19 protein-coding genes are annotated in these 19,334 nt (G+C 67.8%); 12 read left to right on the top strand and 7 right to left on the bottom strand.

All coding sequences use genetic code 11. From position 1 onward, the window contains the following. The first annotated feature begins 76 nt into the window (after window positions 1–76). Genes dacB through AB0P21_RS04585 form a run of 3 tightly spaced genes read left to right on the top strand, consistent with a single transcriptional unit; the run spans window position 77 to window position 3,577 of the window. The gene (gene dacB / locus AB0P21_RS04575; protein WP_363693677.1) at window positions 77–1,642 is read left to right on the top strand and encodes a D-alanyl-D-alanine carboxypeptidase/D-alanyl-D-alanine-endopeptidase; all 1,566 of its coding nucleotides are present in this window, start codon (window positions 77–79) and stop codon (window positions 1,640–1,642) included. A gap of 40 nt (window positions 1,643–1,682) precedes the next feature. Then, window positions 1,683–2,636: a GNAT family N-acetyltransferase gene (locus tag AB0P21_RS04580; RefSeq protein WP_363693678.1), complete on the top strand. Its 954-nt coding sequence runs from the start codon at window positions 1,683–1,685 to the stop codon at window positions 2,634–2,636. After that, complete coding sequence (locus AB0P21_RS04585; protein WP_363693679.1) at window positions 2,636–3,577, top strand: GNAT family N-acetyltransferase; 942 nt, start codon at window positions 2,636–2,638, stop codon at window positions 3,575–3,577. Before AB0P21_RS04580 ends, AB0P21_RS04585 begins: the two co-directional genes overlap by 1 nt. A 42-nt stretch (window positions 3,578–3,619) precedes the next feature. Here AB0P21_RS04585 and AB0P21_RS04590 read toward each other — a convergent pair whose 3' ends face one another. Continuing rightward, window positions 3,620–4,225, bottom strand: coding sequence for a hypothetical protein (locus tag AB0P21_RS04590; RefSeq protein WP_363693680.1), 606 nt, complete (start codon window positions 4,223–4,225; stop codon window positions 3,620–3,622). Beyond that, on the bottom strand, window positions 4,218–4,733 hold the full coding sequence (locus AB0P21_RS04595) for a sigma-70 family RNA polymerase sigma factor (RefSeq protein ID WP_363693681.1): 516 nt from the start codon (window positions 4,731–4,733) through the stop codon (window positions 4,218–4,220). The genes AB0P21_RS04590 and AB0P21_RS04595 overlap by 8 nt, the downstream gene beginning before the upstream one ends. A gap of 96 nt (window positions 4,734–4,829) precedes the next feature. Between AB0P21_RS04595 and AB0P21_RS04600 the strand changes: the two genes are divergently transcribed. Both AB0P21_RS04600 and AB0P21_RS04605 read left to right on the top strand, forming a co-directional pair. Continuing rightward, entirely contained in the window at window positions 4,830–5,417 is a 588-nt protein-coding gene (locus tag AB0P21_RS04600) for an ArsR family transcriptional regulator (RefSeq protein WP_363693682.1), read from the top strand. Window positions 5,418–5,434: 17 nt separating this feature from the next. Beyond that, window positions 5,435–6,700 (top strand): MFS transporter, encoded by a 1,266-nt coding sequence (locus AB0P21_RS04605; RefSeq protein ID WP_363693683.1) that lies wholly within the window; start codon window positions 5,435–5,437, stop codon window positions 6,698–6,700. Between the two features lie 3 nt (window positions 6,701–6,703). On the opposite strand, the gene AB0P21_RS04610 is transcribed toward AB0P21_RS04605, so the two are convergent. The 4 genes from AB0P21_RS04610 to hisF form a co-directional block, all read right to left on the bottom strand. After that, window positions 6,704–8,290: an MDR family MFS transporter gene (locus AB0P21_RS04610; RefSeq protein WP_363693684.1), complete on the bottom strand. Its 1,587-nt coding sequence runs from the start codon at window positions 8,288–8,290 to the stop codon at window positions 6,704–6,706. Continuing rightward, on the bottom strand, window positions 8,290–8,775 hold the full coding sequence (locus AB0P21_RS04615) for a MarR family transcriptional regulator (RefSeq protein ID WP_363693685.1): 486 nt from the start codon (window positions 8,773–8,775) through the stop codon (window positions 8,290–8,292). The genes AB0P21_RS04610 and AB0P21_RS04615 overlap by 1 nt, the downstream gene beginning before the upstream one ends. A 79-nt stretch (window positions 8,776–8,854) precedes the next feature. Next, a complete protein-coding gene (locus AB0P21_RS04620) occupies window positions 8,855–9,322 on the bottom strand; it encodes a MarR family transcriptional regulator (RefSeq protein WP_363694421.1) in 468 nt (155 codons plus the stop codon). A 5-nt stretch (window positions 9,323–9,327) separates the two neighbouring features. Beyond that, complete coding sequence (gene hisF, locus AB0P21_RS04625) at window positions 9,328–10,089, bottom strand: imidazole glycerol phosphate synthase subunit HisF (protein ID WP_363693686.1); 762 nt, start codon at window positions 10,087–10,089, stop codon at window positions 9,328–9,330. 163 nt (window positions 10,090–10,252) lie between these two features. On the opposite strand from hisF, the gene AB0P21_RS04630 reads away from it, so the two are divergent. The 3 genes from AB0P21_RS04630 to AB0P21_RS04640 all read left to right on the top strand — a co-directional run bounded on the left by AB0P21_RS04630 (window position 10,253) and on the right by AB0P21_RS04640 (window position 12,923). After that, window positions 10,253–11,767 (top strand): discoidin domain-containing protein, encoded by a 1,515-nt coding sequence (locus tag AB0P21_RS04630; RefSeq protein WP_363693687.1) that lies wholly within the window; start codon window positions 10,253–10,255, stop codon window positions 11,765–11,767. 78 nt (window positions 11,768–11,845) lie between these two features. Then, a complete protein-coding gene (locus AB0P21_RS04635; protein ID WP_363693688.1) occupies window positions 11,846–12,493 on the top strand; it encodes a hypothetical protein in 648 nt (215 codons plus the stop codon). After that, the gene (locus AB0P21_RS04640) at window positions 12,477–12,923 is read left to right on the top strand and encodes a hypothetical protein (RefSeq protein ID WP_363693689.1); all 447 of its coding nucleotides are present in this window, start codon (window positions 12,477–12,479) and stop codon (window positions 12,921–12,923) included. Before AB0P21_RS04635 ends, AB0P21_RS04640 begins: the two co-directional genes overlap by 17 nt. A gap of 396 nt (window positions 12,924–13,319) precedes the next feature. On the opposite strand, the gene AB0P21_RS04645 is transcribed toward AB0P21_RS04640, so the two are convergent. Continuing rightward, the gene (locus AB0P21_RS04645) at window positions 13,320–16,820 is read right to left on the bottom strand and encodes a phosphatidylinositol-specific phospholipase C domain-containing protein (protein ID WP_363693690.1); all 3,501 of its coding nucleotides are present in this window, start codon (window positions 16,818–16,820) and stop codon (window positions 13,320–13,322) included. 179 nt (window positions 16,821–16,999) lie between these two features. On the opposite strand from AB0P21_RS04645, the gene AB0P21_RS04650 reads away from it, so the two are divergent. Genes AB0P21_RS04650 through AB0P21_RS04665 form a run of 4 tightly spaced genes read left to right on the top strand, consistent with a single transcriptional unit; the run spans window position 17,000 to window position 19,272 of the window. Further along, window positions 17,000–17,326, top strand: coding sequence for a PadR family transcriptional regulator (locus AB0P21_RS04650; RefSeq protein WP_363693691.1), 327 nt, complete (start codon window positions 17,000–17,002; stop codon window positions 17,324–17,326). Then, window positions 17,323–17,679, top strand: a complete 357-nt coding sequence (locus AB0P21_RS04655) for a DUF1048 domain-containing protein (protein WP_363693692.1) — start codon at window positions 17,323–17,325, stop codon at window positions 17,677–17,679. Before AB0P21_RS04650 ends, AB0P21_RS04655 begins: the two co-directional genes overlap by 4 nt. 1 nt (window position 17,680) lies before the next feature. Further along, on the top strand, window positions 17,681–17,989 hold the full coding sequence (locus AB0P21_RS04660; RefSeq protein ID WP_363693693.1) for a DUF1048 domain-containing protein: 309 nt from the start codon (window positions 17,681–17,683) through the stop codon (window positions 17,987–17,989). A gap of 59 nt (window positions 17,990–18,048) precedes the next feature. Continuing rightward, complete coding sequence (locus AB0P21_RS04665; RefSeq protein WP_363693694.1) at window positions 18,049–19,272, top strand: FAD-dependent monooxygenase; 1,224 nt, start codon at window positions 18,049–18,051, stop codon at window positions 19,270–19,272. Window positions 19,273–19,334 lie beyond the last annotated feature (62 nt).

The following is a 19,334-nucleotide window of genomic DNA, read 5'->3' on the forward strand; positions in this document are numbered from 1 at the left end:
ACCGGCGGGATAGAGACTCCGGGGTAGTTGGTTTCCGCCTGAGCGTTGAGGGGTTCTTGTGAGGAAATTACCGAGAGTGTCGGGCCGCGGGTTGGTGGCGTTCGCGGCGGCAGTGGCGGCGACGGCCGGGCTGGTGGGGCAATCGGCCGGTGCGCCGGCCGCAGTACAGCAGGTGCAGGCGACCGGGCTGCAGCAGCAGTTGGACACGCTGCTGTCCGACGCGCGATTCCAGGGCTCGCTGGTGGGCTTGGTCGTGCGGGACGCGACCACCGGCGAGACCCTGTACGACCGGAACGGCAGCACCCGGTTGCTGCCCGCGTCGAACACGAAACTCTTCAGCTCGACCGCCGCGATGCACACGCTGGGCGCCGGCTTCCGGTTCCACACCGACGTACTGGCGACCGCGCCGGTGAAGAGCGGCAAGTTGCGTGGAGACCTTTATCTGAAGGGCTTCGGCGACCCGACCGCGTTGGAGTCCGACTACGTCGCCCTCGCCCAGAAGATCGCCGCGGCAGGCATCAAGCGGGTCGACGGGAACGTGATCGCCGACGACACGTACTTCGACGCGCAGCGCCTCGGCGACAGCTGGGCCTGGGACGACGAGCCGTTCTACTACAGCGCCCAGATCTCCGCGCTGACGCTCGCCCCCAACACCGACTACGACTCCGGCACCGCGATCGTCGAGAGCCTGCCCGGCGCGAAGGTCGGAGCGCCGGTGAAGCTGAAACTCGTCCCGGCCACCGGCGTGCTCAAGCTGGTCAACACCGCGAAGACCGGCGCGGCGGGTTCGGCGAACACGCTCAGCATCGAGCGTGACCACGGCACCAACGTCGTCCGGATCACCGGTTCGGTCCCGGCCGACGACACGGTCGGCCAGGAGTGGGTGACCGTGTGGGAGCCGGCCCTGTACGCCGCCGACGTCTTCCGCCGGGCCCTCACGGCGCAGGGCGTCCGGGTCGACGGGAACGTCCGCGCGGCAGCCACGCCGACGACGGCCCGCCAGTTGGCTCGCGACGAGTCGATGACGGTCGGCGAGCTGATGAACCCGTTCCTCAAGCTGTCGAACAACATGCACGGCGAGACGCTGGTCAAGGCGATGGGCGCGGTCGCGAAGGCCGAGGGCAGCTGGTCTGCCGGCCTCGGCGTCGTTACGCAGTACGCGCAGAGCGTGGGGGTCGCCACCTCGACGATTCGGCTCTCCGACGGGTCCGGCCTGTCCCGCAAGGTGAATGTGACGGCCAAGAGCGTCACGGATCTGCTGGTCGGAGTACAGAAGGAGCCTTGGTTCCAGCAGTGGTACGACGCGCTGCCGATCGCCGGCAACGCGGATCGGTTCACCGGTGGCACCCTGCGCTCGCGGATGGCCAACACCCCGGCCGCGAACAACCTGCACGGCAAGACCGGCTCGCTGACCGGCGTCACGGCACTGTCGGGCTACGTGTCGACCAAGGACGGCCGCAAGCTGGTCTTCTCGATGATCAGCAACAACTACCTGACCACGCCGCGGCCGGTCGAGGACGCGGTCGGCATCACGCTCGCCTCCTGGACCGACCAGGCGCCGGTCGCGGCGACCAAGGCGGCAGTCAGCCCGCAGACGGCCGACGACGAATGCGGCGGCAACGACTGGTTCAAGCCCTGCTAATCGGTTAGACAGGACGGCGGTCGTTCAGCACGATGGGTGAATGACCGCCGCACTGCCTCCGGGGCACACCTTCCGCCGGCCGACCACGGACGATGCGGAGTTGATCTTCGCGCTGGTCGCGGCCCGCAACACCGCCGTCATCGGCGAGGCCGACTTCACCCTCGACGACATGGCCGACGAGCTCGCCGAGCCCGGCTTCGACCTCGAGCAGGATGCCTGGCTGGTCTTCGCCGGGGACGACCTGGTCGGCTATGGCACGGTCACCGGTCATGGCGATCACCACCTGCTCGACATCGACTTCTACGCCGCGGACAGCGAGGTCCGCGAGTGGCTGCTGAGCGAGATCGTCGACCGCGCCAAGGAGTTGGCCCAGGCTCATGGGCAGACCGAGGTCTCGCTCGACGCCGGCGTCTACCGGGCGGACGAGACGATGCGCGAACTCCTCGGCGCCCACGGCTTCACCGCCGGTACGACGTTCCACCGGATGCGGATCGACCACACCGGCCCGGTGCCGGTGCCCGACGTACCGCAGGGCGTGGTGTTGCGTCGGGGCGTTGCCGACGAGGAGACGCGGCGGGTGGCGCACGGCGTGTACACCGAGACCTTTACCGGGCAGTTCGGGTTCTCGCCTCAGCCGTACGAGGAGTGGTTCAAGGCGAGGGACGCGCAGTCGACCTTCGACTGGTCGCAGCTGACCCTGCTGGAGCTGGACGGCCGGACAGTCGGGTTCGTGGAGAACAACGACCAGTTCATCGAGGACGAGAACTGCAACTACGTCAGCCGGCTCGGCGTCCTCAAGGAGGCCCGGGGTCGCGGGCTGGCCAAGTTCCTGCTGCGCGACGCCTTCGCCGCCGACGCGGAGGCCGGGCGGGATGGCACGATTCTGCACGTGGACACCAACAACCCGACGCCGGCGCTGGGCCTGTACCTCTCGGTCGGCATGCAGCCGGTCCTGGTCATCGACGTTTGGCGGCGCACGCTGCCGGTCGGCTGATGGCCGAACTGCCGGCCGGCGCGATCGTCGGGCCGATGAGGCTCGACGAAAGCCCTGCGCTGCAGGCGTTTCTGGCCGGTCGCAGCATTAGGCTGATCGGCGTCCACCAGTACAGCCCGGAGGGTGTCGCCAACTTCCTCCGCAACCCGGTGCTCGACCTCGAGTCCGACACCTGGGTGGTCACTGCCGACGGCGCGATCGTCGGCACCGCGGCCACCGTGCACCACTCGGACAGTGTCGGCATCGACGTCTCCTCCGCCGACCGGACCACCGCCGAGTGGCTGCTCGACCGGGCGACCGAGCGGGCGGCCGAGTTGGGCCGGGAGGCGGACGCCGCCGAGCTGCCGCTGTCGATCAACATGATCGGCGCCGACCGGCTGCTGGCCGAGCTCGCGGCCGAGCAGGGCTTTACCCACGCGACCTCGATCCAGCGGATGAAGATCCTGCACTCCGGCCCGATCAACCCACCGGCGCTTCCCGACCGGACCGTGATCCACCGCGGCGCGGACGACGAGCAGAGCCGGCGAACCGTCCATCGGCTGGTCGTCGAATCGTTCGCGGAGCAACCCGACGCGAGCCCGCCGGAGTACGACGAATGGGTGGCGTCACGGGAGGCCCGGACCACGTTCGACTGGTCGCAGGTGACCGTGCTCGACCTCGACGGGCAGCCGGTCGCGGTCCTCGAGTACGACACGAACTTCGTGAACTCCGAGGGCTGCGGGTACGTCGGCCGGCTCGGCGTGCTGAAGCAGGCGCGGGGACGCGGGCTGGCGAAGTACCTGCTCAGGGACCAGTTCGCCCAGGATGCGGCGGTGGGGCTCGCTGGGACGCTGCTGCACGTGAACAGCTCGAACCCGACGCCCGCGGTCAGTCTGTACCTGTCGGCGGGGATGACGCCGGACATCGTCAACGACGTCTGGCGACGCACCTTGACGCTCTAGACTTCCTCGCCGGGGCGGTCGCGGTCCACCCCGGCGAGGTCGTCAGTTCAGGACGGCCCGGTCGCCTGTGCTCCCGGCAACGACCTTGCGGCCACCCAGCTCCCAGCGCAGGTTCAACGGGATCTTCAACGGCCCGCCCTGCGGTTTGACGCACTGCACGCCTTCCGGCGTCTCCGGTGCGACGGAGTAGCGGTAGGCCGCGATCCGGGCCTGGTCCGCGGTCTGCGAGAGGATCCGCACCACCGTGTGCGGCAGGCAGGTCGCCGAGTCGCCGCGAGGCACCTCGACGATCAGCCCCGAGGTGCTGTCGGGATCCCGGAGTACGGCGGTCACGGGGATCTCGCGGTCGAGGATCATCGTGGTCGAGCCGTACTTGAACTGCACCGGCGGCGGCCCGTCGTCCAGCACCCCGGCGACCGGTACGGACGTGGTCGGCTGCTCGGCCGGCTGGGTGTCAGCCCGCTGGACGCCGGTGGCGGCGAAGGCCGCTCCCCCGGCGACGACGACCGCCACCACGGCCGCCGTCAGCACTTTCCGGGTACGCCGCTGCCGGCGCACCGCGCGTTCGACGTACTCGAACGGTGGCGCCTCCGAAGGCGTCTGCTCATCGACGTACTCGATCAGCAGCTCCGTCTGCGGGTCAGGCATGATCTGGTACCTCCTCCTGGACCGCCAGCAACGGCGCGAGCGCCTGACGGGCCCGGGCCAACCTCGACTTCACCGTGCCGGGTGGCAGTTGCAGTTCATCCGCGATCTGTTCGATCGGCAGATCCATCACGTAGTGCATCACCGCCACCGCGCGTTGCGCCGGAGTGATCCGGGCCAGCGCGGCGGCCATGTCGAGCGCGTCCCCATCGGGTCCCTGCACGTCGGCCGTCCGTCCGGTCAGCCTGGCCAGCGCCCGGTGCGCCACCTGCTGGCGGCGCAATCTGCTGATCAGGGCCCGGACCGCGACCGCTCGCACCCAGGCCTCCGGATCGTCGTACCGGCGGATCCGGTCCCAGTGGTCGAGCAGCTTCACGTACGCGTCCTGAGCGATCTCCTCAGCGTCGGCACGTGAGCCCCCGATGGAGACCAGCAGGCCGATCAGGCGTGGCCAAGTACGGCGGTAGAGCGCCGCCACCTCGGTTGCCGGATCGCTGTCGATCTCCCTCACACCCCTAACACGCGCTGGCCGGGTGCCAGGTTCCATCGGATCCCCGACTTTTTCCAGCGGTTGCGTTCCGGGGATGTGAGAGATTACTCTCGAAACATGTCTCTCAGAAATCCGTACGGCGATTTCGAGATCACCGACCCGCAGGCGATGCGTGCGTTGGCGCATCCCGTCCGGCTCGCCGCGCTCAGCTATCTGCAGAAGAACGGCCCGGCCACGGCGACCCAGCTGTCGGTGCACGTCGACGCCTCGCCGTCGGTGACCAGCTGGCACCTGCGGCATCTGGAGTCGTTCGGTCTGGTCAGCGACAGCCCTCCCCCCGAAGGCGGCGCCGACAAGCGGCAGCGCTGGTGGAAGGCGGTCGCCCGCGGCTTCCGGTTCCAGATGCCCGAGACGGCGGAAGGTCTCGAGGCCGGCCGGCTGCTGCGCACCGAGATGATGAGCCAGGCGCTCAACCACGCCCAGCAGTGGATCGCCGAGACCGAGCCCGTCCTCGACCCGCGGTGGAGCCGCGCCACCGGCTCCTCGAACACGCTGCTGACCATCACGCTGGCCGAAGCCGAAGCGCTCGAGAACGCGATCGAGCAGCTGCTCGCGCCGTACGTCCAGCGCGGCACCGCCGGCGCCCCCGACGACGCGCAGCCGGTCCGGATGATCCGGATGGCGTTGCCCGAGGCAACCAACTGAGCTGTGAGGACCCCGCCATGACCACCTCAGCGTCTTCCCCTGCGACAACCCTCTGGCGCGACCGGCGGTTCCGTACCTTCTGGTCGGCTCAGGGCGTCTCCGAGTTCGGCGACCGGATCAGCGAGCTCGCCCTCCCGCTGATCGCCGTCACTCTCCTCGACGCCTCCCCCAGCCAGGTCGGCTTCCTGACCGCCGCGGTCTGGCTGCCCAACCTGGCCTCACTCTTCATCGGCAGCTGGGTCGACCAGCACCGCGACAAGCGCCCCTTGATGATCGCCGCCGACCTCAGCCGTACCGTGCTCCTACTCTCACTCCCAGCAGCGTACTGGCTGGACCTGCTCACCCTCGGCCAGCTCTATGCGATCGCGATCCTGGCCGGCACCGCACACGTCGTCTTCAACACGGCGTACGCGTCGTTCTTCGTCCGGCTGGTCAATCGCGATCAGTTCCTGGAGGCGAACAGCAAGCTGTCGGCCACCCGGTCGATCTCCTTCATGGCCGGCCCAGCCGTCGGCGGTCTGCTGGTCCAGTGGCTCACCGCGCCGATCGCGCTGGTCGCGGACGCGTTGACGTTCCTGTTTTCCGCGCTGCAGATCAGCCGGCTCAAGGTCCCGCCCAGCGACGCCGCCCCCAGCGAAGAGAGCCTGCTGGTCAGAGCGAGGGCCGGGATGGGGTACCTGCTCCGCCACCCCTACCTCCGCGCCAGCCTCGGCTGCGCGACCACCGTCAACTTCTTCAACATGATCGGCCTGGCCCTGCTGGTCCTCTTCGCCAGCCGCAATCTCGCCCTGCCCGCCGGCACCATCGGTCTCGCCTTCGGTATCGGCGCCTCCGGCGGCCTGGTCGGCGCTCTCGCGGCCAAGAAGCTCACCGACCTGGTCGGGGCCGGCCGGCTGATCGCGATCAGCTCGGTCGTCTTCCCCGCCTCGATCGGGATCCTCGCCCTGGCCGACGGTCCGATCTGGCTGCGGGCGGTCATCTTCGCGGCAGCCGAGTTCGTCGGGGCGTTCGCGGTGATGTGCTTCGACGTACCACTGAACTCGCTGCAGGCGGCAGTAACGCACGACCACATGCGCAGCCGGGTGGTCGGCGCGTTCAGCAGCATCAACTACGGAGTGAGGCCGCTCGGCGCGGTGATCGGCGGCCTCCTGGGCACCTGGCTGGGTGTCCGGGAGACGCTGCTGATCTCCGCTGCCGGCGGCCTCTTCGCCGTACTGTGGCTGGTTCGCTCCCCCATCATCCGGACGCGAGACCTCGCTGGTCTGCAGCCTCCGGTGATGTAGAGGTCAGTCCAGCTCGATGGGCTCCTCGACCTTGGCGACCGTCCGGCGCAGCGGGATCTCCTTGATGAAGAGCACCGCGATCAGGCTGACCAGCGCACACGCCGACGCGATCAGGAAGATGCGGCCGGTTGCGTCGCCGTACGACTGCCGGACGAGCTCGGCCAACTGCGGCGGCAGGTTCTTGACGTCCAGCAGGCTGGTGCCGCCCGAACCGCCGTCCTGCAGCTTGCGGGCCGCCTCGGCTCCACCCGGTCCGTGCAGCACGCCTTCGATCAGCAGGCTCTTGACCCGGCTGGCCAGTACCGCGCCGAGCACCGAGACACCGACCGCGCCGCCGAGACTCCGGAAGAAGGCCACCGACGCGCTGGAGGCGCCGATCTCGCTGACATCCACGGTGTTCTGCACCGCGAGGACCAGGTTCTGCATCATGGCGCCCATCCCGATGCCCATCAGCAGCATGCCGAGACCGACGTACCAGTACGGCGTGGTGTGGTCGATGGTGCCGAGGATCGCCAGGCCGACGGTGAGCAGGATGCCACCGGCGATCAGGTACCGCTTCCACTTGCCGAAGCGGGTCACCATCTGGCCGGCGCCGACCGAGCCGAAGAACGAGCCGAGCATCATCGGGATGGTCAGCAGACCGGACTCGGTGGCGCTGTAACCGCGGGCCACCTGGAAGTACTGACCGAGGAAGATCGCGCTGCCGAACATCGCGACCCCGACGGCCATGCTGGCCACGATCGCGAGCGCGGTGGTGCGCTGCCGGACCACCTTGAGCGGGACCAGCGGCTCGGCGACCCGGTTCTCCACCAGCACGGCGAGGACGCCGAACAGGATCGTGCCGCCGACGAAGAGCGCGGACTGCCAGGAGAACCAGCCGAAGTCGTGCCCGGCGAAGGTCACCCAGATCAGCGGCAGGCTGGCCGCCACGCTGATCAGGATCGCACCCAGGTAGTCGATCTTGACCTTGCGCTTGAAGACCGGCAGGTGCAGGTACTTCTGCAGGATGACCAGGCTGATCATGGCCAGCGGCACACAGACGTAGAAGCACCAGCGCCAGCCGAGCCACGAGGTGTCGACGATGACGCCGCCGATGAGCGGACCGCTCACGGTGGCGACGGCCATCACGGCGCCCATGTAACCGGAGTACCGGCCGCGGTCGCGGGGCGGGATCGCCGCGCCGATGATTGCCTGCGCCAGCGCCATCAGGCCGCCCATCGCCAGGCCCTGCAGTACGCGGGCGCCGATCAGGAACGGAACGTTGTGGGCCATGCCGGCCAGGGCCGAGCCGATCACGAACAAGGTGATGGCCAGTTGCACCAGCAGCTTCTTGCTCATCAGGTCGGACAGCTTGCCCCAGATCGGGGTGGACACCGTGGTCGCCAGCAGGCTCGCGGTGAGCACCCAGGTGTACTGCGTCTGGGAGCCTTCCAGGTCGGCGATGATCGTCGGCAACGCGTTGCTGACGATGGTCGAGCTGAGCATCGCCGTGAACAACGCGGCGAGCAGCCCGACCAGGATCTCGAGGATCTCGCGGTGGGTGAGTTCCGGCGCGGCAGGCGCCTGCAGCCGGGTCTCGGTGACAGTCATCAGTCTCCAGTCGATGTGTTTGCGTGCTTCGCGGTCTCGGCGGCCTGGGTGACGGCGACGGCGATCCGGCGCAGCGACTCTGCCGCGGCGGCCATCTCCTCGTCGTCCCAGTCCGCCAGCGCGGAGCGAAGTTGCCGGGTGTATCCGGCGTGCAGAGCCTCCAGCCGGTCCCGGCCGGCCGCACTGAGCTGGACCAGCGACACCCGGGCATCCGCCGGGTCGGGCCGACGGCTCACCAGTCCGTCGGCCACCAGCGCGCTCAGCTGCCGGCTCACCACCGAGGCGTCGACTCCCAACTTCACGGCGATCTCGCCACCTCGCTGCTCGCCGTCCTTGGCCAGCACCTTCAGCACACTCGCGTCGGCCCGCCGCAGCCCGGAATCGGGCCACAGGTGCCGATGCTCGATACACCGCACGGCCCGGATCAGCGAACTGACCCCTTCCAGCACTTCCTGGGCCGGGGTATCCCGCTGGACTAGTTGCATAACCCAACTATATACATATTTAGTTGGTTTCTGCAACCATATGGATGGTCCGGGGGCTTGAAGTGGGTACTGGCTGGTATTAGCTGAGGTCGAGATTCAACCGAGCGAGCAGCCGGGCCAAGTCCGCCAGATCCGGCGTCTCCCAGCGATCCAGAATCGCCCGGAAGTCCGCCTGCCGCTGCGCCCGCATCGCGCCGAACCGGCTGGCGCCGATCTCGGTCAGCCGGAGAAGACGGGCGCGCCCGTCATCCGGGTCCCCCACCCGCTCGATCAGCCCGAGGCTCTCCAATTGGGTCAGCCCGCGGCTGACCGTCGACTTGTCCAACCCGAGCGCCTGCGCCACATCCGAGGCGCGCACCCCGGCCCGGCCGCTCGAAGTACCCAGCTCGATCTGGGAGATCAGCGCGTACCCGGCCGCGTCCATCTCCGGGTGCACCCGCCGCGCCATCATCATCTGCGCCGACCGCGACCGGCGGAACAAGGTGGACAGCTCGTGCTCCACGTCGGCAAGAAGCTGCAGGCTGCCCTCGGGCCGCTGGGTCACCATGCCGTTCACCGGACCACGATGCCGGCGTCGCGCAGAGCCTTCTTCACGTCCGCGATCCGCAGTTCACCGAAGTGGAAAACACTCGCGGCCAGTACCGCATCCGCCCCCGCCTCGACCGCCGGCGGGAAGTGCTCGGGCAACCCCGCTCCCCCACTGGCGATCAGCGGCACGTCGACCACCGCACGCACCGCCCGGATCAGCTCCAGGTCGAAACCCTTCTTCGTCCCATCGGCGTCCATCGAGTTGAGCAGGATCTCCCCCGCCCCCAACTCGGCGCCACGCCGCGCCCACTCGATCGCGTCCAGCCCGGCCGACTTGCGCCCGCCGTGGGTCGTCACCTCAAACCCACTCGGCTGCCCAGCGGACCGGCGTACGTCGAGCGACAGCACCAGCACCTGATTGCCGAACCGGTGTGCGATCTCCTCGATCACCGCCGGCCGGGCGATCGCGCCGGTGTTGATCCCGACCTTGTCGGCCCCCGCCCGCAACAGCCGATCCACATCAGCCGCCTCGCGCACCCCGCCACCCACGGTGAGCGGGATGAACACCTGCTCAGCGGTCCGCCCGACCACGTCGTACGTCGTCTCCCGCGACCCGGACGACGCGGTGATGTCGAGAAACGTCAGCTCGTCAGCGCCCTCGGCGTCGTACAGCCGAGCCATCTCCACCGGATCACCGGCATCACGCAGATCAGCGAAGTTGACACCCTTGACCACCCGGCCGGCATCGACATCCAGACAGGGAATAACTCGTACGGCGAGGCTCACGCGCCAAGCCTACCGATCCGGCGTCGCTCTCCACGCCAAATATCACCGCACGGCACGCAACTCCGCGCCGTGCTCACGTCCTGGCCCGAGGTCTTGCCGACGTGGAGACGGCGGTCTACTCTCACTGGAAATTATTAGGAAGGTTTCCTATTAGTTAGGATCCATGATCCTCGCACCTCACCATCGAAGGCGCCGCCGGCTCGCAGTACTCGCCGCGGTTGGGTTGGCTTGCGGAATGCTGCCGATCACCGCGGTCACCGCCTCCACTCAGCCCGGTGTTGCCTCGGAGTCCCTGTTGTCTCGCGGCAAGACGGCGACCGCCTCTTCAACGGAAAGCAGCGCCTTCGCGGCGAAGCTCGCGGTCGACGGCAGTACGACGACCCGCTGGGCCTCGCGGGAAGGGCGCGATTCCGAGTGGATCCAGGTCGACCTCGGTTCTTCGGCGAACCTGAGCCGGGTGAAGCTGAACTGGGAGGCGGCGTACGGCAAGGCCTACCGGGTGCAGGCTTCGGCGAACGGGACCAGCTGGACGACTCTGCACTCGACGACATCGAGCGATGGTGGCGTGGACGAGATCGCGGTGTCAGGGAGCGGGCGGTATGTGCGGATCGCCGCGACGAAGCGCGGTACGGCGTACGGGTACTCGCTGTGGGAGTTGGAGGTGTACGGGTCGGTTGGTGGCGGCACCCCGCCTCCGACTGGTGGTTCGGTGGTGGACGTGTCGACGGGCGCGCAGTTGCAGGGTGCGTTGGCGAATGCTCAGCCCGGTCAGACCATCCGGCTCGCGGCCGGGCAGTACCACGGTGACTTCCTGACCCAGAAGGCCGGAACGGCGGCGGCGCCGATCACGCTGACCGGGCCGTCGACCGCAGTACTGATCAACGATGGACCGACCGGGACCGCGCCGGCCTGCCCGGCGCCGACGGCCGGGTGGGACTCGGGGTACGGGCTGTGGTTGTTCGGTGCGCCGTACTGGAAGCTGACCGGATTCACCGTGCAGGACTCGAAGAAGGGCATCGTGCTGGACAACTCCCAGCACGTGACCATCGACGGGGTGTCGGTTCACCACACCGACGAGGAGGGCGTGCACTTCCGCCGGTCGTCCGCCGACGGGGTGATCAAGAACTCGAAGATCGCCGACGCGGGGCTGGTGCAGCCGGGGTACGGCGAGGGCGTGTACCTCGGGTCCGCCGGGTCGAACTGGAGCTGCCACGGCAACTCGGGTGGAGTGGACAAGTCCGACCGGGTGCAGGTGCTCGACAACCAGCTGGGTCCGAACATCGCGGCCGAGGCGATCGACGTCAAGGAGGGCACCACCGGCGGGGTCATCCGCGGCAACACCTTCAACGGCCGCGGCATCTCGGGCGAGAACTCGGCCGACTCGTGGGTCGACGTCAAGGGCTTCGGCTACGTGATCGAGAACAACACCGGGAGCTTCTCCTCCCCCGGCACGTTCGCGAACGGCTATGAGACGCACAACCCGTCGTCTACACCATCCTTCCCGAACGGCTGCGGCAACGTCTGGCGCACCAACGCCTCCGACCTCGGCGGCGTCGGAGCGTATGCCGTCTTCATCAGCTCCACCTCCAAATGCGCCGCTGATCCGAACGTCGTCCACGCCTCCAACACGGTCCGGAACGCCCGTACCGGCCTGACCAACGTGCCGGTCACTCCCTGAGCCGCTCCCTGAGCCGCTCCCGCTGCCGGGCCATGCGTCCGGCAGCGGGAGATTGACTCATGAGCCAGACTTGGGCGGGTGACTACTCCTGAATCGCAATGGCGTACGCCGCCGCCCGAGATCGCCGAGCACGCGGCCGCCATGCCGGGTGGCTGGGTGTACGAGATCGACCACGAGCTGGTCGACGACCCGAACGGCTTCGTCCCGCCCGAGGCGGTCCGCGGTGGCTGGCGGGTCGACGACGCAGGCAAGGCGACCGGCGAGTTCGTGCCGAACGACAAGCACGGACCGGTACAGGACGACTTCACCACACTGACCGAACCGGACCACTGGCTCGGCTGGCTGGGCGACAACCCGGGTCAGACCGTCCGCGACAGCATCGAACTGACCCTCGGCCAGCAGGTCGAAGGCGCGAAGGTCCAGTGGCTGAAGTTCCACGGCACGCCAGAGTTCCTCACCGGCGGCAAGAAGCTCCCCGACGACCCCGGCCGCATGCAGGTGGTCCGCACCGGCCTCGCCGTCCAGTTCGCGCTTGCCGTCGTCCAACCCGACGGCCGCCGAGACACCCTGACCGGCGTCTTCAGCCTGGCCGTCGCCGGAATGGACGAGCCCGAGGCCCGAGAGCGCTCCTGGCTCGACCTGGGCGCGACGATGGAACAGATCGGCCCACTCCTCGCCACCCGCCTCGCGGAACTGGACCAGCAGTCTGATGACCATCCCGCCTGAGTCTGCCGCGTACACCACCATCCGCGAGGGAATCGCTCTTCGCGAGCAAGGCCGCTCCCCCGAAGCGAAGACCCTGATGGAGGCGATCGTCGCCGAGGTCGAGAGCGGCGACGACACCTTCGCCAAGATCTTCCTCGCCCACTCACTCGCCGACGTCCAGGAAACCCCCGAAGACGAACTCGCCTGGGACCTCCGAGCCCTCGCCTTCATGGCCGACCTGACCGACCAACACGCCCTCGACCGAGGCAACCCCGGCGGCAAGAACGCCCTCCTGCCGTCGCTGCACCTCAACCTGGCCGTCGACTATCACCGCCTAGGTGATGACGCCAATGCCCGCCGACACTTCGCACTAGGCGAGGCACACCTGGGCGCACTCGCAGACGACGCCTACGGAGACAGCATCCGCACTGCTTTCGCTGAAGGCCTCTGAGACAACTGTGGACGGAACCCGCTCAAGGGTCCCGTCCACAGTCAGTTCCAGCACGGCGGATGACCGGGGTCTACTTCCTGACCTTCTCGACCACCTCTCACGAGACGATCAACCCGAGTCAACCCTTACCGCCAGGTCGGCCGCGGACCCAGTATTACAAGGCGATCGATGCTTCGGCGCCAACCAGTTGATGTCTTCTCGGCGAGCGGGCACAAGCACGCGCGCTGAGCAGTAGAAACCTGCGCAGGCGAGCTGCGTCCACCCGCAACACCTGCACGGGTGGACGCAACACAGCCACACCATCCGCATCACGAGCACCCCGCAACTAGGCCGGGGTGGGCACGCCGCTCTCCCCCGCGATATGAGTACGGGTGGGGCGAAACAGCTCCACCACCATCAGCTGGCCGCGCCGATGAGCTTCCATGGCTCGTGGTCGGGGTCGGCGCCTGTGCCTGGCGCGTTGTTCTGGTTCCACCATTTGGCTTGCCAGACCTTGCCGTTGTACTTGACCGTCGTCTGCTCGACAGCCTGCGTCGCCGGGTCGTAAACCTTGGCCGAGTCCCAGTTGCCCGCACTGCAACCACCCGCCGGGGGTGTCGCCGTGCCCAGGCCCTTGAGGTTGTCGGTCACCGGCGAGTACGCCGTACCGCCGATCGACAGGCTGGTATTGACCGGCCCGGTCACCGGCAGGAAGTAGATGATCGGCAGGTCGAGCGTCTTCCCGGCGGGGATGATCTGGCAGTAGGCGAGGGTCGTGCTCACCCGGTGGAAGGTCGAGCCGGAGGTCAGCTTCCACTGGCCGCCTTGGTCGCCGGTCTGCCAGTTGACGTCCTTCACCAGCGGCGACGTCGACGCCGGCAGGTCGAACGACAGCGTCGTGTCCTTCCCACCGCCCAGAGTCCGACCGGTGTTGTTGGTGATCCGGACCGTCGGCGTCAGCGGCCACAGGTTCGCCGTCGTGGTCGGGTAGTTGACCATGTCCACACTGATGTTCGCGGTCACCGACGGTGCGGCGCCACTGCTCCCGGCGCGCAGATTGTTGCTATAGGCACCAGAATTGCCGAGCTTGTCGTTCAGCCGGGTGGTCAACGTGTAGCCCATCCCGCAAGGATGCTGGGCATCGACGACCTCCGGACACGCGAAGTCGCCACCCAGCTCCCACATCATCACGCCACCAGCACCCGTACTCCGAACAAGCTCCGTGACAGCGTCGATCCCCTGCTCGTCCTCGGTGGACAGGAACACCTTCTTGTCGTTGTTCCACAGCCACGACGTCTTGGTCGTGTCGTCCCAGTGCCGTGCATAAGTACCGGACAACCGATCGGTCGCGTCGGTCTCCGGGGTCAGCCCGACGTTCGGCGCGTACCTGGGGAGGATGTTCTTCTCCAGGTTCTTGGTATGCCAGATCGGGTTCGTGCCCGAGCCGAGCTCGCCGCCGTTGTTCGTGTCGTCGTGCCAGATGTTGTCGATCCCGACCGCGCCGTCGCCACACGGACGCCGGATCCCGGTGCCCGGCTCGCAACCTGCCTTCTGCGAGTTCCCCCACAGTCCGTTCGTACCGCCCGTGACGTTCTTCCACCCACGCGTGTAGTACGGCACCCCGACGTTCACCCGCCCGGCCTGCAGCGCGCCGCGAAGATACTTCAGCGCCCAGTTGGTGTTGAAGTACCCGATCCCGCCGTACTCCGGTACCGAGTACTGGTCGGCCAACTCAGGATCCTTGCCGTCGTCGAACAGCGCCGCGTTCGGCCCGACCACGTCGTTCCAGGTGCCGTGATAGTCGTACGCCATCAGGTTGGTGAAGTCCTGGTAGTCCAGCGCAGTCTGGTTCGCCATCCCGCGCACCAGGTAGCCAGAAGCCGACGACGCCGAGGTGACCATGTAGTACTTGTTGTCCGCGACCGAAGCCCGATTCAGGGAGTCGCGCAGGGTCTTCATCAGCGCGGTGTAGGCGATCGGCAGGCCCTTGCGCCGCGGATTGGCCGCGCTCCAGTCGTTCGGATTACCCGTGTCGTCCAGCACCGTCGGGTACTCGAAGTCGATGTCGACGCCGTCGAACCCGTAGGTCCGCAGGAAGTCCACCACCGAGCTCGAGAACGTGTCGATCCCACCCTGATTGACCGTCCCGTCGGTGTTCGTGGTCATCGAGTAGAAGCCACCCGACCCGGCCCAGCCACCGACCGAGATCAGCGTTTTGACCCGAGGGTGCAGCCGCTTGTACTTCGTCAGCAGGTTGAAGTGACCGCGGTACGGCAACGAGGTGTCCATCTCCGCCCCGGTCTGACCCGGCCACTCCATCCCCGTCGCGGGGTTGTCGGCACCGGCCGCGCCCACCGAGATGCGGTTCCCGTCGACGGTGGCGAACGCGTAGTTCAGGTGCGTGACCTTCGACCACGGGATGTTCTTCACCAGGTAGTGCGGAGTACCGTCGGCGCCCGTCCTGCCACCGTTGAAGTAGGCAACAACTCGGCGATCGCGACCTTGCCCGAGCCACTCCCGGCCGTCGCTCTGGTAAATCTTGCAGTACGGGACGGCTACGCCCGGCGTGGTCGCCAGTCCGTCGGGCCGGCAGTCGTCTGCCGCCGGCGCCTTGGCTGCGGCCGGCCGCGGGCCGCCGTCGTCACCGCCCGGGTGCTGCTCCATCGGGTCGCCGACGCCACCGTTGTCGTCCACCGGATCGGCGCCGACCGGATTGCGCTCGACGATCTCGTCGATCAGCCCGCCACCGGGGAAGTCCATCATCACCACCCCGGTCCGCGACATCGAGGGCTCGCCGCCGAACTTGTCATCCCGGCCGGGGTAGAACTCCGGGCACCGGCCGTTCGTGTTGTGCAGGCACTGGATCAGGAACTCGTTGACCCCGTTCGCGGTCGGAGTACCGCCTGCCACGGTGAACGGGTGCGCACCGGAGCCAGAGCCGCTGGTGTAGTTCACGTACATCGAGTTCGGCTGGTACACATGCTCCCGCTCACCCGGCCGGCTCAGGTCCCACACGCCGTTCGTACGCCGCATGTGGGTGCGGACCTTTTCCCACTTGTCGTCGATGTCGCTGACATCGTCGACCTGGTAGTCGTCCTGCACCCATTCCTCGTTGGACCCACCACCGGGGTACGGCACCTTCAGCCCGTACCCGCCGTAGATCCCACCACGTACGCCGCGGAAACCCATCAGCACGATCTTGCCGCGCGTCTCGCCCAGCTTGGGAGTGTCAGCCTGGCCGGTGCCGGTCACCGACGGCGTCCAGAAGAGGTTGCTCCAGTTGGTCGCCGGGTTGGAGGCGTCGCCGTCGCCGGTGTACGCCTTGCCTTCCAGGTACGAGCGCAGCGTCTTGAGCCGCCACTCGTCGTTGCCGTACCCGTCGGCGTCGTTGCAGGACCCGGTCTCACCGGTGCACTCGGCCTTGAGGTGCAGCAGGATCGTCTCGCGGGGATGCGCGGCGAGAAAGGCCTGTGCCTTGGTCAGCACGTCGGCGAAGTTGGCCCACTGGTAGTACGTGCCGTGGTGGACGGTGAAGCTCATCCCGGCATCGCCCTTGTCCACCCGGACCCGGATGTCGATGGCCCGGATGCCGGCGTTGAACTGCTTGGTCAGCGTCTGCGCGCTGTAGCCGTGGTTCTCCTGGGTCTTCGTGATGCTGGTCGTCACCGGGTCGCAGCTGTCGCCGCCGGTACCGGAGTACCCGCAGAGGGCCAGGCTGTCGTGGGTGCCTGGCACCGAGAGCTTGTCCAGACCGGTGTCGCCGGGGACGCGACTCATCCAGTCGACGTTGGCCGCGGACGCGGACTCGAGGCTGTTGTAGTACTCGTTGGCGGCGGCGGTGCCGGTGGTGATCACGAGCGAGGCGGCTGTGAGCGCCACCGTCGTCGCGGCCGCGAGAAGCAGGCGGAGTCTGGGCATGGGTTCACCTTCGGTCGACAGGGGGCGGACGTCGATCGCCTCGATAGTAGGGCCATGGAAACGCTCCCACAACTGTCGGTGCTCAATACGCTTCGATGAGTAGCCGATAGTGGCCACTACTCGGTGATACTGTGTACTGGTACTACGTAGCACGTAGTACCAGAGCGTGGAGGAGCCCGATGGACGACCTGACCGAGATGCTGAAAGGCACCCTCGAAGGCTGCGTGCTGGAGATCATCGGCGCCGAGGAGACCTACGGGTACGCCATCACCCGGCAACTCAACGAGCTCGGCTTCGCCGACGTCGTCGAGGGCACGGTCTACACCATCCTGCTGCGGCTGGAGAAGAACGGGCTCGTCCAGGTGACGAAACGACCGTCCGGTCAGGGCCCGCCGCGCAAGTTCTACGCGCTCAACACCGCGGGCCGCGAGGAGCTCGCGAGCTTCTGGACGAAATGGGACTACCTCACAGCACGGATCGAAAAGCTCAAGGAGGGCGGCAGATGAACTTCTGGGAGACCATCACCGGCAGCGACATCAGCAGGGAGTGGAGGGCGTTCGAGGTCCGGGCCGAGGCTTTGCCGAACGACTTCCGGGCCGCCTGGGACGAGATCAAGACCCATCTCGCGCCGTACTCCGATTTCACCGGCCGCAATCTGACCCCGATCCTCGACGGCGCTCTGGGCCTGCTCGAAGAAACTGCCGCCGACGGGCAAACCATCTACCAGGTCGTCGGCGACGACATCGTCGGTTTCAGCGCAGCGCTGGCCGGCGGCGAGGGCGCCCGAAACTACCGTGACCGCTGGCGCGAACAGCTGAACCGCAACGTCGCCAAGAAACTCGCCCGGTTAGGAGACTGAGATGGGCATCCAGGACATCATCGAAGGCAAAAAGCAATGGCGAGCCCACATGGCACGAGTCAAGGCGCTCCCACCGGACTACCAGATCGTCTACCAGGAGATCCAGCGCTATCTCTTCAAGGTCGGCCCGGTCGACCTGCTCGGTGACTCGCTGCTCTCCGGCATCGTCGACTTCTTCGAGGAAGGCGCCGCGTCCGGCAAGGGAGTCATGCAGGTGATCGGCCCCGACGTCGCGGCATTCAGCGACGGGCTGATCGCGGACTCGCCTACCTATGCGGACCTCTACCAGAAATCCCTCGGCGAGAAATAAGGTCTGCAGAAGCCGCGGCAAGGTGTCGGCCGGGGTACCGGCGGGTCGTGGAATCCTCGATGCCCAGCAGAACCGCTCCTCGTGTGCTCATCGCCGGCGCCAGCATCGCCGGCCCGACCCTTGCGTACTGGTTGCACCGCTACGGCTGGCAACCGGTACTGCTGGAGCGGGCAGCTGAGCTACGAACGGGTGGGCAGAACATCGACGTCCGCGGCGCGGGGCGCGAGGTCGCCCGGCGGATGGGCATCGAGGACGACATCCGCTCGGCCGGCACCGGCGAACTCGGGATCCGATTCATCGGCGGCGACGGCGGAACTGTGGCGCGATTCCCCGCGGGGACATCTGACACTGCCGGGGCCACGGCCGAGCTGGAGATCCTCCGTGGTGATCTCGCCCAGCTGCTCGTCGAACGCACCGCGGAGCACGCGGAGTACCGCTTCGGGGACTGGGTGACTGGACTGCACGAGGACCCGGCCGGCTCTGGCGTCACCGTGTCGTTCGCCCACGCCCCTGACGAGCAGTTCGACCTGGTCCTCGCCGCGGACGGAATCGGGTCCAGCACCCGAAGCCTGGTGTTCGGCGACGACGAGGTCGAGATCCGGTCGCTGGGGATGGAGATCACCTGGGCCACGATCCCGCGTACTGCGGCCGACGACGACTGGTGGCGCTGGTACAACGCCCCCGGCGGGCGGACCATCAACCTCCGCCCGGACCCGGTCGGCACGATCCGCGCGAGCCTGTCGTATCCGAACGACCGGAACGGCTCCGGTACCGAGTACAGCTCCCTCGACGAGCAGCGCGCCGTTCTGCGCGAGCGCTTCGCCGACGCAGGCTGGGAAGCTTCTCGCGTCCTAGACGGCTTCGACAAAGCCGACGACCTGTACTCCCAGTCGATCGGCCAAGTCCGTGCCCCGCAATGGTCCCGCGGCCGCGTCGGCCTGCTAGGCGATGCGGCCTACTGCGCCTCCCCGGTCAGCGGGATGGGCACCAGCCTGGCCCTAGTCGGTGCCTACGTGCTGGCCGGCGAACTCGCCGCCCACGTCGACCACCGCGACGCCTTCCGGGGTTACGAACGAATCATGCGCCCGTACGTCGCCCAGGCGCAGAATCTCCCACCCGGCGTCCCCCGCATCGCCAACCCCAGATCCCCCGCCGGAATCAAACTCTTCCACCTCGGCCTGCGGGTCGCGTCCAACCCGCTGGCCGGCAAACTCGGCGAGCGCCTCTCCACCCCACCCGCCGACCAGATCGACCTGCCGAACTATTCCCACCTGGAGCGATGAGCCCGAGTACGTTGGGGCGAAACGGCCCCACCACACCACTAATCGCTCCGGCCGCAACCAGG

The sequence above is a fragment of the Kribbella sp. NPDC056861 genome, assembly GCF_040687575.1.
Taxonomy (GTDB): domain Bacteria; phylum Actinomycetota; class Actinomycetes; order Propionibacteriales; family Kribbellaceae; genus Kribbella.

Excerpts from the sequence above, each read along its gene's own strand:
- AB0P21_RS04580 (WP_363693678.1), top strand. The coding sequence starts at position 1,683 with ATGACCGCCGCACTGCCTCCGGGGCACACCTTCCGCCGGCCGACCACG.
- AB0P21_RS04585 (WP_363693679.1), top strand. The coding sequence starts at position 2,636 with ATGGCCGAACTGCCGGCCGGCGCGATCGTCGGGCCGATGAGGCTCGAC.
- AB0P21_RS04590 (WP_363693680.1), bottom strand. The coding sequence starts at position 4,225 with ATGCCTGACCCGCAGACGGAGCTGCTGATCGAGTACGTCGATGAGCAG.
- AB0P21_RS04600 (WP_363693682.1), top strand. The coding sequence starts at position 4,830 with ATGTCTCTCAGAAATCCGTACGGCGATTTCGAGATCACCGACCCGCAG.
- AB0P21_RS04605 (WP_363693683.1), top strand. The coding sequence starts at position 5,435 with ATGACCACCTCAGCGTCTTCCCCTGCGACAACCCTCTGGCGCGACCGG.
- AB0P21_RS04610 (WP_363693684.1), bottom strand. The coding sequence starts at position 8,290 with ATGACTGTCACCGAGACCCGGCTGCAGGCGCCTGCCGCGCCGGAACTC.
- AB0P21_RS04615 (WP_363693685.1), bottom strand. The coding sequence starts at position 8,775 with ATGCAACTAGTCCAGCGGGATACCCCGGCCCAGGAAGTGCTGGAAGGG.
- AB0P21_RS04620 (WP_363694421.1), bottom strand. The coding sequence starts at position 9,322 with ATGGTGACCCAGCGGCCCGAGGGCAGCCTGCAGCTTCTTGCCGACGTG.
- AB0P21_RS04630 (WP_363693687.1), top strand. The coding sequence starts at position 10,253 with ATGATCCTCGCACCTCACCATCGAAGGCGCCGCCGGCTCGCAGTACTC.
- AB0P21_RS04640 (WP_363693689.1), top strand. The coding sequence starts at position 12,477 with ATGACCATCCCGCCTGAGTCTGCCGCGTACACCACCATCCGCGAGGGA.
- AB0P21_RS04645 (WP_363693690.1), bottom strand. The coding sequence starts at position 16,820 with ATGCCCAGACTCCGCCTGCTTCTCGCGGCCGCGACGACGGTGGCGCTC.
- AB0P21_RS04650 (WP_363693691.1), top strand. The coding sequence starts at position 17,000 with ATGGACGACCTGACCGAGATGCTGAAAGGCACCCTCGAAGGCTGCGTG.
- AB0P21_RS04655 (WP_363693692.1), top strand. The coding sequence starts at position 17,323 with ATGAACTTCTGGGAGACCATCACCGGCAGCGACATCAGCAGGGAGTGG.
- AB0P21_RS04660 (WP_363693693.1), top strand. The coding sequence starts at position 17,681 with ATGGGCATCCAGGACATCATCGAAGGCAAAAAGCAATGGCGAGCCCAC.
- AB0P21_RS04665 (WP_363693694.1), top strand. The coding sequence starts at position 18,049 with ATGCCCAGCAGAACCGCTCCTCGTGTGCTCATCGCCGGCGCCAGCATC.